At 39.7% G+C, this 13,616-nt stretch carries 10 protein-coding genes; 1 reads left to right on the top strand and 9 read right to left on the bottom strand.

Annotated features, from left to right (window positions below; genetic code table 11):
• Positions 1-197: 197 nt before the first annotated feature.
• The 4 genes from E7L28_RS00095 to E7L28_RS00080 all read right to left on the bottom strand — a co-directional run bounded on the left by E7L28_RS00095 (position 198) and on the right by E7L28_RS00080 (position 5,708).
• Positions 198-1,196, bottom strand: a complete 999-nt coding sequence (locus E7L28_RS00095; protein WP_316711344.1) for an inorganic phosphate transporter — start codon at positions 1,194-1,196, stop codon at positions 198-200.
• Positions 1,189-1,818 (bottom strand): DUF47 domain-containing protein, encoded by a 630-nt coding sequence (locus tag E7L28_RS00090; protein WP_004697557.1) that lies wholly within the window; start codon positions 1,816-1,818, stop codon positions 1,189-1,191. The genes E7L28_RS00095 and E7L28_RS00090 overlap by 8 nt, the downstream gene beginning before the upstream one ends.
• A gap of 272 nt (positions 1,819-2,090) precedes the next feature.
• A complete protein-coding gene (locus E7L28_RS00085) occupies positions 2,091-3,560 on the bottom strand; it encodes a [FeFe] hydrogenase, group A (protein WP_316066453.1) in 1,470 nt (489 codons plus the stop codon).
• 132 nt (positions 3,561-3,692) lie between these two features.
• A complete protein-coding gene (locus E7L28_RS00080; RefSeq protein ID WP_316691726.1) occupies positions 3,693-5,708 on the bottom strand; it encodes an ABC-F family ATP-binding cassette domain-containing protein in 2,016 nt (671 codons plus the stop codon).
• A 112-nt stretch (positions 5,709-5,820) separates the two neighbouring features.
• Here E7L28_RS00080 and E7L28_RS00075 point away from each other — a divergent pair, with 112 nt between their 5' ends.
• Positions 5,821-6,141, top strand: coding sequence for a hypothetical protein (locus tag E7L28_RS00075; protein WP_008714437.1), 321 nt, complete (start codon positions 5,821-5,823; stop codon positions 6,139-6,141).
• Positions 6,142-6,184: 43 nt separating this feature from the next.
• Here E7L28_RS00075 and E7L28_RS00070 read toward each other — a convergent pair whose 3' ends face one another.
• From E7L28_RS00070 to mfd, 5 genes are all read right to left on the bottom strand, one after another.
• Positions 6,185-7,339, bottom strand: a complete 1,155-nt coding sequence (locus E7L28_RS00070; RefSeq protein WP_008714438.1) for an MGDG synthase family glycosyltransferase — start codon at positions 7,337-7,339, stop codon at positions 6,185-6,187.
• Positions 7,340-7,421: 82 nt separating this feature from the next.
• Positions 7,422-7,721 carry an HU family DNA-binding protein gene (locus tag E7L28_RS00065; protein ID WP_004696710.1) on the bottom strand — a complete coding sequence of 100 codons (300 nt, stop codon included), beginning with the start codon at positions 7,719-7,721 and terminating at the stop codon, positions 7,422-7,424.
• 51 nt (positions 7,722-7,772) lie between these two features.
• On the bottom strand, positions 7,773-8,543 hold the full coding sequence (mazG, locus tag E7L28_RS00060) for a nucleoside triphosphate pyrophosphohydrolase (protein ID WP_008601616.1): 771 nt from the start codon (positions 8,541-8,543) through the stop codon (positions 7,773-7,775).
• Positions 8,527-10,134: a putative polysaccharide biosynthesis protein gene (locus E7L28_RS00055; protein WP_316691723.1), complete on the bottom strand. Its 1,608-nt coding sequence runs from the start codon at positions 10,132-10,134 to the stop codon at positions 8,527-8,529. The genes mazG and E7L28_RS00055 overlap by 17 nt, the downstream gene beginning before the upstream one ends.
• Positions 10,131-13,427 carry a transcription-repair coupling factor gene (gene mfd / locus E7L28_RS00050; RefSeq protein ID WP_316691721.1) on the bottom strand — a complete coding sequence of 1,099 codons (3,297 nt, stop codon included), beginning with the start codon at positions 13,425-13,427 and terminating at the stop codon, positions 10,131-10,133. Before mfd ends, E7L28_RS00055 begins: the two co-directional genes overlap by 4 nt.
• Positions 13,428-13,616 lie beyond the last annotated feature (189 nt).

Below are 13,616 nucleotides of genomic sequence, written 5' to 3'. Positions count from 1 at the left end.
ATAGAATATAGTATTTACAAATCAGTTTATTTCTATATTTTTAGACTATTTAGATACTATCACGTACACATATAGTAAATAGAATTTTAAAATAGAAAAGCAAATTATCTATAAATATGACAATATAGCAAGAATATTTTGATAAACAAAAAAGACTGCGTTTGCAGTCTTTTTTACTATAATAAAAAGTATATGAATTAGCCAAATAGTAAGTGACCTACTTCATAAGCAATAGCAGCAACGATGCCAGATAATGGAATCGTTACAAACCAAGCCATAACCATAGATCTTGCTACGCCCCAGTTAACGGCTTTAATGCGTTTACAAGAGCCTACACCTAGTAAAGAACCACTTACTACATGTGTAGTACTTACAGGCAAATGTAAGAATGTAGCTGTAAAAATAGTAATCGCCGAGTTTAAATCAGCAGCGAACCCATTAATAGTTTCTAGTTTGAAAATCTTGGTTCCCATTGTAGAGATAATTTTCCAACCGCCTACAGCAGTCCCCATAGCCATTGCAGTAGCACAACAAAGTTTTACCCAAATCGGTACATCTAATGTATCAATGAAACCACCGCTAAGTAAAGTTAATGTGATTATACCCATCGCTTTTTGTGCATCATTAGAGCCATGAGAAAATGCCATCATAATTGCTGATACAATTTGCATGGATCTAAATCGATCATTTAAAGCAATTGGAGAAAATCTACCGAAAATAAGCAACAATACTTTCATCACAATATAGCCACCAATCATGGCTACAATCGGAGATAAAATAAGAGACAAAAAGATTTTTAAAATCCCCGTCTCATTCAACGCATCAAATCCTACAGACCAGCCCACAGCACCGATGATACCACCAATCAAAGCATGGGATGAGGAACTTGGGATTCCCCAATACCAAGTTAAAAGATTCCATGTAATGGCACCGATAAGGGCTGCAGAAATAATACCACTATCGATAAGAGATGGCGACATTACTATATCACCACCGATAGTCTTTGCAACACCTGTACTAACCATTGCACCCAAAAAATTGAGAGCAGCGGTCATCATAATTGCCTTTTTAGGCTCAATAGCTCGTGTAGAAACGGATGTGGCAATGGCATTCGCCGTATCATGAAAGCCATTGATATAGTCAAAGGCTAATGCTAAAAATACAACTAGCCATACTAAATAATGAGCATCAAGCATACTTCAATACTACCCGGCGGAATGTACCAACCAAATCTTCGCAGCCATCGATTACATCTTCCATAGCGCTAAGGATTTCCTTCCATTTGATAATTTCAATTGGATCTGTACACTCTGTAAAGAGCTTAGCCATTTCTTCATGATAAATATTATCCGCTTCAGACTCAAGTTTCAATACTTGGTGAACACGCCCCTCTACCTTCACATGATCCTTTTTAAGACTACCCATATAACCAATGGATTTATTGATATGCTTAACGCATTTAACAACAATTTCACTCATGCGAATAGCACCATCACTTGGTTTGCCAACGTGATACATAACCATTTTATCCATGATTTCTTTGATATTATCCAATGTAGTATCCAGTTGGTCAATCAAAAGCTGAATATCCTCACGATCCATTGGAGTGATAAATGTTTTGCGCAAACGCTCTACAGTTTCATTTACTAATTCATCGGCAGCTTTTTCCTTTGTATCAATTTCAAGAAATGCCTCTTCCTTAGAGATATCCCCCTTAAACACGCGTTCCATCATTTCCGCACTTTCATAAGTTAGTGCAGCATGCTTTTCCAAAATACTGAAAAATTTTTCTTCTTTTCCTTTTAATTTAAAAGCCATGAAGATCCTCCCGAACCAGTATTGATTGCTTCTATAATAACAATTTAATTATAGCATACTACAGGTAATTCCTAAACCAATTTACCAATCTCTATATTTTAACCCCTATGCGTATATGGCATATATAGAATCTACATCTGTGAAAGCTTTTATGACCATATTTCCACTATATAAAATAGATAAAAAAGCAGATAGCTGACTAACATATCAACTATCTGCTATATATTTCTTAGCTATCTTTGTGCTTTTTATTAACTAATAACCATCAACTCTTAGCTATTAGCTTCCGCCGCCGCTTTAGCCGCCTCTGCCGCCTTTTTCAAATTAGGTACGGATGTAGGGCATGTAGCAGGCGTACAAGCGCCATTAGGGCCTAAATCTTCAGAACGATTTACAAAGGTAGTATGTAACATATGATGTGCTTTGTGGCTCATAGGTTTGCCATCAAAGAACTCAGCATACAATTTTTGGATATCTGGATTATCACAAGCAGCTTTTACAGTTACTTCTGCATCACGAGTATACAAGGATGCAATACGAGCTTCACGAGCTTTGTCAGCCATCGGTAATTTAACGCGTGGTTGACCACCACCACCGATACAGCCACCACGACAAGCCATTACTTCAATGAAGTCATAATGGATATTTTCTGCACGCATGCGTTCGATGAACTTACGCAAATTACCTGTACCATGAACTGCCGCTACGTGTAATGTTTTATCTCCAATCACTACGTCTGCTTCGCGAGCACCATCCATGCCACGAATAGCTTCAAATGGAATCAATGTTTGAGGTGCATCTTCACCTGTCGCCATCTTGTAAGCCGCACGCATAGCCGCTTCCATAACGCCACCAGTGTTACCGAAAATGATACCACCACCAGAAGCTTCACCCATCAATGGGTCAAAAGCAGAATCTTCAAGGTCATCAAAATTGATTTCTTCTGCGCGCAACCATTTTGCAAGTTCCCGTGTAGTAATACAGTAGTCTGTATCGCGCATTTCTGGTGTATTCCAATATTCCGCAGAGGAGTTCATTTCATCGCGACGAATTTCAAATTTCTTAGCTGTACACGGTGTTACTGCAACGGCAACGATTTGTTTTGCATCAAGGCCCATTTTTTCAGCAAAATATGTTTTTTGTGTAGGCGCTTGCATAGCAATCGGGCTCTTAGCCGTAGATAAGTTTGGCAAGAATTCTGGATAGAATGTTTCCGCAAACTTAACCCAAGCAGGACAACAAGATGTGAATTGAGGCAATACTGCATCACTATTAATAACGCGTTCTAATAACTCAGATGCTTCTTCCATGATAGTCATGTCCGCACCAAAGTTTGTATCAAGAATATAGTCGCCACCCAATTTACGAAGAGCAGCCACCATTTTACCTTCTACAAATGTACCAGCCTCAAGTCCAAATTCCTCGCCTAAACCAACACGTACGGCAGGCGCAGTTTGGAAAATGACGATTTTATTAGGGTCAGCAATAGCTGTTTTTACTTCATCAATTTCAGAGCGTTCATTAATGGAATCGAATGGGCAAATAGATGCACATTGACCACAATGAATACAAATTGGATGATCCCCATTCGTTGTTAAATCATAATAATCAAATACACCCATGTCTACAGCACAAGCTTTACGACATAAGGAGCAGTTTTTACATTTAGTTAAATCTTGTACTAATGCAATATTTCCGTCTTCAATTGGCACGCGACGGTCTAAAAATTGGTACTTACTCATGAGTTCCTCCTACTTAGGTAACGTTGTTATCGTTAATCGTAGAAATTATACTATACATTGTGAGTTTTATCAATAAACTTACACGTAATTCCTTTGCATAACAGATATTAAAAAACAGCATGATAAAAGGAGTTATAGGCGTTCCTCTAATTCCATCCACCGTTCAGTGAGCGCATCTATTTGAGTCTGTGTTTCTTCTCGTTCCTCCATCAGTGACTGCATTTTTTCATAATCAGTAGCCACTTGGCTTATCATAACATCGAGGCCCTTCACTAAATGTTCTAGCTTAGGCAATTCATCCATAATTTTGGCATACTCCGCTTCTTCTGCTTTATTGAGACCCTTCTTTGGTATTTCTTTGAAAGTATCTGTTTTATCACCAGCAACAACATTATCATTTCCAAGGGTATCTAACCTATCATATTGATTATCAACAGAGTCATCGGTATCAGCCTCTCCACCTTCTACAGCTCGTACCACTTTGGAATTAGCCGGTATATTATCATTTGGCATATAGAATGGGCGCTTGCTGCCACTACTTTCATCAAGAGCATCTTTGTAGTCAGAATACGAGCCATGAACGATTTCAATATGCCCATCGCCGGTAAAGACAAACAGTTTATCCACTACGCGGTCTAGGAAGTACCGATCGTGGCAAACTGTGATGATGACACCACTAAAGGAGTCAAGGAAATCCTCTAATACCTCCAATGTTGGAATATCAAGATCATTCGTCGGTTCGTCCAGCAATAATACGTTAGGGGCGCTCATCAACAATTTTAAGAGGTATAAACGACGACGTTCCCCGCCAGAGAGTTTTCGAATCGGTACACCATGTAATTCTGGGGTAAAAAGGAATCGCTCAAGGATTTGTCCTGCACTCAATGTAGATCCATCACCGAGTACCATATAAGAGTGGTCCTCACGGATATAATCGAGGACGCGCATATCTTCATCAAATTCTGGCAACTCTTGTTTAAAGTGAGCGATGCGAACGGTCTCACCTTTACCGATAGTTCCACGCGTCGCTTCGTAGGTGCCATCAAGGATATTCATAAAGGTAGACTTACCAACACCATTAGGGCCAACGATACCAATACGATCATGGCGTACCACGTGATAGGTAAAGTCCTTAATCATAGGACGTTCATCAAAATAAAACTCTAAATGCTCAATATCAAAGATGGTTTTTCCTAAACGTGTCTTCAGCGCAATAGGATCCATTTGATCCGGACGACGGGTTTTCTCCATATTCTTTAATTTTTCGTAACGGTCAAGACGAGCCTTTTGTTTTGTAGTTCTAGCCAGAGCACCACGACGTACCCATTCGATTTCTCGTTTTAAAAATTGACGTCGTTTTTCTTCCGTAGCAGCTTCACGAGCCTCTCGATCTGCTTTCAAGGCAATAAATTCTTCATAATTGCCATCGTATTGATACATATGACGATTTGATAGCTCTAAAATACCATTACATACGGAATCGAGGAAATATCTATCATGGGTACTGATTAATAATCCTCCTTGACGTACACTCAAATACGACTCTAGCCAATCAATACTATCTTCATCCAAATGGTTAGTCGGCTCATCTAGTAATAAAAGATCACATGGATATAGCAATGCTTGCCCCAATGCAAGACGACGCTTTTGTCCTCCTGATAACATAGCTACCTTTTGCTCCACATCAGGAAAGCCCAATTTAGATAAAATAATGCGCGCCTCTTGCTCTACCTGCCACCCGTCTTGCTGATCCATTTGCTCCAATGCATTCATATAGTTACGAGATATTTTAGCATCGTCTTTACCAGACTCTTGCATTTGGCGATACTCACGACTAATACGTTCAAAGGCTTTTACCGTTTGCAACCGAGGATGATTTCCATCAAGAACGGCCTCAAGCAAAGTAGCTTCTGCATCAAAATCAGGTGTCTGCGCTAAGTAATAAATGCTAGCCTTACCATTACGCTCAATGGTGCCTTTATCAGCTTCCATTTGTCCTGCTAATATTTTTAGAAATGTAGACTTACCCGTTCCGTTGATGCCCACAAGACCTAATCGTTTTTCCGTGGTAAAAGTCATACTCACCTCTTTAAACAGTAGCCTTGTGCCATATGATTTCTCTATGTTCTGTAAACTAATAACGTTCATATTCCGCTCCTATTTTGTAATTCTGTTATTTATTATACTACACATTACCATTGACAGTAACAGGCGCCCTCAGTAGAATAAACGTAACATATATATTCATGAGGAGGTCCACATGGCGACGGATATGGTTTTAGACTTTTATGAAAGTATCAACTTTGAACTTATCGACATTGATGGGTATGACACATTATTTACTGAGCTCTTAGAGGATGGCACGTATGCAACTGTGTCCGATGATGACGGCTATATGCCAGAGGACTTAGAGACACCAGTCGTATTCAATGTGTACGACGATAACGACTCCTTCCAATGGAGTGTTACCCTTGATGACTCTTACCAATTAAAAGATCTATTGGATGGTGCAGAAAGTACGGATGCTTTCTTAGTTACATTACAAAAACTTCGAAAAGAACATATTGAACAGTATCAATAGAAAAAAGCGATGGCCCTTTTGGTCATCGCTTTTTCTATATTGGTTAGCTAATTGCCTCTTGAGCTTTCACAAGCTCATCTTGTGCACTAGCATCTAAAATTTCAATGAGACTATTTACGATATCAGCAGCCCCATCCACATGCCATTCGCGAGCTCGCTCAGACATTTGTTGAAGTCGCGGAGAATTAATTAACAGTGCAGTTACCACATCTTCTAAGTTATGAATATCACGAGCCCAACGAGCACACCCCCGTTGCTCTAATAGTTCTGCATTTGCCTCTTCCTGCCCTGGGATAGCATTAAAGAATACCATTGGCAATCCGATTGTAACAGCCTCCATACAGGTCAATGCACCAGGTTTTGTAACGAGCAAAGACGATGATTTCATGAGCTCAGAAATATTGGTAGTATAACCATATACGGTGGTCTTCGTCTTCATAGATTCACTAAGGACAACTAACGATTCGTAAAGAGACGTATTTTGTCCCGCTACAACGGTAATTTCACCAATACCATTTACTTCATCTAGATGTTTTAAAGCCGTCTCAAGAGAGCCTAAACCCAGGCCACCACCCATAACAAGAACTTTCACAGGTTCCTCTAAGCTATACTCTTCAATAGCATCACGGAAAAAAGATCGCCGCACTGGAATGCCAGATACATGAATACGAGATTCATCGATACCTGAAGCTACCATTTCAGGTACCATAGATTCTGTTGCAACATAGTAAACATCAATCTGTGGATAGAGCCAAAACTGATGACTACTAAAGTCTGTCATAATAGCCACTAGTGGTACATCTATATGACCTTGACGTTTTAAAATCGATGCCGCCCCACAAGGAAATGGATGTGTAAAGACCATTACATCTGGCTCTTCTTGTTGTACTAGTTTAAGCATGCGGCTTTTAAGTAGGTACGACAATGCGGTTTGCATAATGGTACCTCGTTTTTCCCCTTTCGATACGCGATAAATCATATCATAGAGCATGGGAAATACGTCAATCATCTTGATATAGGTACCCTTAATTAAATGCTCTACAGACATAGTTTCTGTATCAAGAAAATCAACATGGGTAATTGATGCTTGTGGCTCTTTTTCTTTCCAATATTCTTCTATGGCTCTTGCGGCTTGCATATGTCCAGTGCCGATTGAGGCAGACACGATGAGAACCTTCCTTGATGTTTCGTTATTCATAATGCACCCTTTCTCTGTGCATTATACCATAAATAGATAAAAAAAAGAGACCTCGAAAGGTCTCTTTCACATCCAATATGGATTATTTTTTGCGTTTTTTAGCTTTTGCAGCGTTAACTTGTTCTTTCAAACCTTTACCAGCTTTGAATGCAGGGGATTTGGAAGCTGCAATTGTGATAGTTTTACCGTTTTGTGGGTTACGGCCTTCACGAGCTGCGCGTTCACGAACTTCGAAAGTACCGAAGCCGATAACTTGTACTTTGCCACCAGCTGCTAATTCTTGAGCTACTGTGTCAAATACAGCTTTTACTGCTTTTTCAGCATCTTTTTTAGTTAATTCAGTTTTTTGTGCAACACTTGCGATTAATTCTGTTTTGTTCATGACAGAACCTCCTTAAAATTACAATACCTTAGAAGTGTATAAACCTCTAGGTTACTTTTCCTGCACTTTAGCCTCCTCCCAAAAAGCATCGAGCTCAGCTAATGAAAAGTCTTCCCATGAGCGATCGCTTTGGTTAACACAAGCTTCTACATGTAAAAAACGCTGTCGGAACTTTGTGTTTGTGCGATTTAGTGCATTTTCACCGCTTATTTTATACCATCTGAATAGATTAATCAAGGAAAAAAGCACATCTCCTGCTTCTTTTTCCATATTTTCTCTATCATTTTGGTCAATAGCCTCCTTAAATTCCCCCATTTCTTCGGAAACTTTAGCCCAAACAGGATCAAGCTCATCCCAGTCAAATCCTAGCTTTGCAGCCTTTTCTTGGAGCTTATAAGCCGCCATTAAAGCAGGTAAACTTTTCGATACACCATCCAATACAGAATTTTGAATATTTTTCTTTTCTTGTGCCTTTAATTCATCCCAAGTGTATGATTTTTCATCATTTTCTGGGCTAAAAACACGAGGATGTCGACGAATCATTTTTTCAGCGACATCATTAATTACGTCTTGAAGTGTAAAATGACCAGCCTCCTCTGCCAATTGACTGTGAAAGACAACTTGCAATAATACATCACCTAACTCTTCACGAAGATTAGGCATATCTTTATTATCAATGGCATCTACCACTTCGTAAGTTTCCTCTATAAAATAGCGACGTAAAGATTCATGCGTTTGCTTTTGATCCCAAGGACAGCCATTTGGTGCACGCAAAGTTTTCACTACATCGACTAAAGGTTGAATATCAATATTGTTCTTCATATAGCTTTGCTTCCTCCCTATTGCGTCGAGCTTGTAAGCGCTTGCCTATGATTGGGAAATAGTATATATCATCTTTTACGACAGCTTTAGTAAGCCATAACGATAAACCATATACAAAAATAGCCACTACAATTGCTGCAGCCACAGCGCCACCATTGCCTAATAAATCAACAGTGCTCACATAGATGACTTGTGTAGCACCGCCCATGGCCATGGCAGATACTATTATTTTTAATAACTCTAATGTATTCAGTACCGAACCTACATATCTTTTTACAAAAATATAATTAATAAGCGCTGCAATAGCAAAGTTTAAATTCGTCGCCCAAGCCGCACCATTAATGCCCAACTCAACACTGCCTGTCAATTCATAATCTAAGAATGTCTTCACTAATAAGCCGATAAAAATCGACACCATAGGAATTACTGTCCTTCCTAACCCTTGTAAAACACCTGCAGTAACCTGCTGCCAACCGAGGAACACAATACTCAAGCTAATAACAGCAATAACAGGCCCTGCGTGGGGTGTTGCATATATTAATTGCGATATTGGCGTAGCTAGTACACAGAGACCAATACAGGCTGGAATCGTAAACATATTAGCAATTTTAATCGCCGTTTCCGCTCGTTTCACGATGCGATGTACATCACCTTGAGTATGGGCCTCAGATACGGCTGGCACAAGACTAGCGGCTAAGGACGTAGTTAGAATGATTGGCAACCCAATCAGAGATGTTGCCATACCCGTTAAATAGCCAAATTGTGTGGTTGCTTCATTGAGATAGTATCCAATATCCATCAATCGTTTTGGAACGATAAATGTATCAATGAGTGATACCATAGGAAGCATAATATTCGCCATAGAAACAGGTATAGCAAGGCTAAACAATCGTTTAACTACGGTGCCATTACTTTCACAAATAGCATTAGGATTCTGTTGTGAAAGCATCTTCTCTCGAACATTGCGTTGTCGGTAGTAAAAATAAATTAATACCAGTAACCCTGCCAATACGCCTGGGAATGTAGCAAAGGTCGCACCACCTGCCGCCAAATGGAGTCCACGATCAATGAAGTAGTATGCCAAACCTACCATAGAAGACACGCGAAAGATTTGTTCAAATACTTGACTCGTACCAGTAGGCACCATATATTGGAAACCTTGGAAATACCCTCTAAAACAGCTCAGGATGGTCACTACAAAAATGGCTGGAGATAATAACTGAATAGCAATTAAAGCACGTGGATCGGTGATGATTTGATTGTCTACGAGCCATTGCGCACTACCATATAAGGCCAAACTAAATACCAGCCCTAATATAGCGAGTACCCTTAAAGATACGGAAAATACTTGTTGTACGCCTCGCATATCATCATTAGCAAGTTTCTCTGCAATCATAATAGATATGGCTACAGGAATACCTGCAGCAGAAATACTAATGATAATTTGATAGATTGGATAGGCCATCATATATAGGCCAATTCCTTCACCACCTAAAATCCGTGCAATAAGAACCTTACTAAACGCACCGATGACCTTCACGATAATACCGGCTAAGGTTAAAATCATGGCTCCTTTTAAAAATCGATTCATAGGCCCTCCTTAGTCGGTGACTTGTGGCTAAGAGCCTTTATCACCGCTTCCGTAATGGTCAAAACAGAACCTTTCATGCCATTAAGATTCACATATAATGTGGCTGGCTTGGTGTCCATAAACTTCATTTTTTTCCATAAATCTTCTCGTACAGCCCCCATGTCCCAATCGGCCATTTTAGAATCGTCATACCAATGGATGGTGAGCTGCTTATCTCTACGGACGATACTCTTAATGCCCAGTAGACGTGCTTGCTCCTTAATTTGAGCAATACGCAACAAACGGTCTACTGGATCGGTTGGTGTACCGAAGCGATCAATGAGCTCATCCGTCATATCGTCGAGTTGCTCTTTAGATTTAATATGTAACAATCGTTGGTATACAGAAATCTTACGAGCACTATCTTTGATATACGCATCATCAATAAACGCATCTACCTCTAAGTCGATAGCTGGATCAATGGATACATCTCGCTCAACCTCTTTATTTTGAGCCTTTGCAATCGCTTCTTCTAACATGCTCACGTACATGCCAAAGCCCACGGATGCGATATTACCATGTTGCTGTGAACCTAATAGATTACCAGCACCGCGAATCTCTAAATCTCTCATGGCTAACTTAAATCCTGCGCCGAGCTCGGTGAACTCCTCTATGGCTTTTAAACGCTTTTCAGCTGCCTCTGAAAGTATTTTATCTGGCCGATACATAAAGTATGCATAAGCACGTCTACGAGAACGTCCTACACGGCCTCGCATTTGGTATAGCTGAGATAAACCTAAACGGTCTGCATCATAAATAATGATAGTATTGGCGTTAGGAATATCTAATCCGGTTTCAATGATACTCGTGGACAAGAGTACATCATAATGACCTTCATAGAAATCGGTCATAATCTCCTCAATTTGACGGCCTGTCATCTGTCCATGAGCAACAGCATAACGCAAGCCAGGCAATGCGGATTCTAATAATTCTCCCATGTGATTAATGGACGCGACACGGTTATATACGAAATAGACCTGTCCACCTCTTGCAAGTTCTCGTTTGATAGCATCTGCTATGAGATTCATATCGTATTCCACCACATAGGTTTGAACAGGCAATCGCTCCTCTGGCGGAGTATTGATAACAGACATTTCTCGAACCCCAACGAGGGACATATGTAAAGTCCGCGGAATCGGTGTAGCACTCAAAGTGAGTACATCAATATTGCTAGCCCACTCTTTCCACTTTTCTTTTTGTGCTACCCCAAAACGTTGCTCCTCATCTACAACAAGCATTCCTAAGTCTTTGAATACCACCTTTTTGTTAAGTAATGAATGAGTTCCAATAAGAACATCAATAGATCCATCCTCTACGCCTTTAAGAATTTGTTTTTTCTCTGATGTAGTTCGGAATCGATTAAGCACATCTACTTTCACCCCAAATGGAGCAAAGCGATTCAAAAAAGTTTGGAAATGTTGCTGTGCTAAAACCGTAGTTGGTACAAGTACTGCTACTTGTTTTCCGCTCATAACAGCCTTGAAAATGGCGCGCATAGCCACTTCCGTTTTACCAAAACCTACATCACCAGCGAGCAAGCGATCCATAGGAACAGGTCTTTCCATGGATTCTTTAATCTCTGCGGTAGCCTGTAATTGGTCTTCCGTTTCCTCATAGGGGAATGCATCTTCAAACTCTTGCTGCCATGGTTGATCTGGCAAGAATGCAAAACCTTCTGTGATTTCTCGTTGTGCATATATCTCAACGAGTTTATCTGCTAAATCATCAATGGATTTTTTTGCCTTTGTAACAACCTTGCTCCAGTCACGACCACCCATCTTATTGATACGTGGCACATCACCTTCGTTGCCAATATATTTTTGCAGTTGATCTAAATTATTAGCTGGTAAGAACAGTTTGTCCGTTCCAGCATAAGCAATCTCAATATAATCGCGGTGAATGCCTTCCGTCTCAATTGTTTTAAGACCAATATACTTGCCGATACCATGCATATTATGTACTACATAGTCACCAGGCGTTAAATCTGTAAAATAATTGATTTCTTGGCCCTTTTTAGGCTTATTACGAAGCTTGCGCTTTTGCTGTCCGTAAATATTACCTTCTACGACAACTACGAGATGGCTATTGGGCAATTCAAAACCATCTGTTAATAAGCCCTTTAAAATAACGACGGTGTTTGGCTTTGCTATCCATGTATCACTATGAATAAATGCAATATTCTCCCCTTCAAGGGCGCGCTCAATACCTTCTCGTCGTTGCTGATTATTTAATATGAGTACCACTTGGTGATTTAAACGATGCCATTGCTTTATTTCGTCTGTTAATAGAGGAATTTGACGCTCAAAGCTCGTCATCGTCTTCCCTTGAATGCCAATAAGATTAAATCCTGCAAGTCCAATAGAACGTTGTTGCATAAATGTGAAAGCCACTTGATTCGTAGCATCTACAGTACGTTGTAGTTCATTCCAATCACAATGATTTTTCCGATGTGTAGGATCTTCTTTTAAGAATTTCTTTAACGCCTCTTGAATACGACCTGGCTCATCATAAATCAAAGTGCCCTCTTTCACATAAGATAATAAAGTACTGTCCGCATCACTTTTACCAAGAAAGAAAGGCGTCACCGTATAGGATTCGATTTGCTCAATAGAACGTTGATTCTCAACAGAGAAGAAACGCAATGTATCGATTTCATCACCAAAAAACTCAATGCGAATCGGATGATCACTATTTACAGGATAAATATCCAAAATATCTCCACGCACGGCAAAATGACCACGTTGTTCCACCTGGTCTACGCGTTCATATCCAATTGTTACGAGCTGTTCAAGGACTACATCACGTTCAATTGCATCATTCAAAGCAAAATGCAACGATTGCCCCTTTAAATAATGAGGGGATACAACATATTGTGTAACCTCTTCAGCATTGGCAATGACTACTGCCGGCTCTTGCCATGCTAATAATGCTAATGCTCGCATTTGTGCACCTTGGTCTTCAAGACTACGTGCAACAGTTGTAAAGTCTACATGATCTGTTATAGGAAATGATTGGACTGGCACATTAGGCCAAAAGAAAGCTAAATCTCGCTCCCACATCTCCTTATGATCCTTATCATGGACTACGATGACTACAGGTTTTGTAAGACCTGCAGAAAAAGATTGGCTTAAGAGAAAACTCTTTTGAGATCCACTAAGACCATATATGACTGACTTTCCCTTACTCTGAAATGCGTTTAGCCCATCCACAAAGGATGGGTTCTGTGAAAGCAGTTTTGTTAATGTATTATTCATACTGCACCATATAGTATTACTATAATTGTATTAATTAAATAGTTCTAACTCATTTATTATAACATATAATGTAGTAGTTAATTTTGTACCTACCCTACTATTAAATTACAAGTGTTTATCGATATGAATATCCACATTAACTACTTAATTTTAAGCAAAAAAAATACACCTCTAAAGGTGCAATAAAGT

The sequence above is a fragment of the Veillonella parvula genome, assembly GCF_032575955.1.
In the GTDB taxonomy this organism is placed as follows: Bacteria; Bacillota; Negativicutes; order Veillonellales; family Veillonellaceae; genus Veillonella; species Veillonella parvula_J.
This window is presented reverse-complemented; position numbering and strand designations above follow the sequence as displayed.

Excerpts from the sequence above, each read along its gene's own strand:
- E7L28_RS00075 (WP_008714437.1), top strand. The coding sequence starts at position 5,821 with ATGGCGACGGATATGGTTTTAGACTTTTATGAAAGTATCAACTTTGAA.
- E7L28_RS00065 (WP_004696710.1), bottom strand. The coding sequence starts at position 7,721 with ATGAACAAAACAGAATTAATCGCAAGTGTTGCACAAAAAACTGAATTA.
- mazG (WP_008601616.1), bottom strand. The coding sequence starts at position 8,543 with ATGAAGAACAATATTGATATTCAACCTTTAGTCGATGTAGTGAAAACT.
- E7L28_RS00090 (WP_004697557.1), bottom strand. The coding sequence starts at position 1,818 with ATGGCTTTTAAATTAAAAGGAAAAGAAGAAAAATTTTTCAGTATTTTG.
- E7L28_RS00070 (WP_008714438.1), bottom strand. The coding sequence starts at position 7,339 with ATGAATAACGAAACATCAAGGAAGGTTCTCATCGTGTCTGCCTCAATC.
- E7L28_RS00085 (WP_316066453.1), bottom strand. The coding sequence starts at position 3,560 with ATGAGTAAGTACCAATTTTTAGACCGTCGCGTGCCAATTGAAGACGGA.
- mfd (WP_316691721.1), bottom strand. The coding sequence starts at position 13,427 with ATGAATAATACATTAACAAAACTGCTTTCACAGAACCCATCCTTTGTG.
- E7L28_RS00095 (WP_316711344.1), bottom strand. The coding sequence starts at position 1,196 with ATGCTTGATGCTCATTATTTAGTATGGCTAGTTGTATTTTTAGCATTA.
- E7L28_RS00080 (WP_316691726.1), bottom strand. The coding sequence starts at position 5,708 with ATGAACGTTATTAGTTTACAGAACATAGAGAAATCATATGGCACAAGG.
- E7L28_RS00055 (WP_316691723.1), bottom strand. The coding sequence starts at position 10,134 with ATGAATCGATTTTTAAAAGGAGCCATGATTTTAACCTTAGCCGGTATT.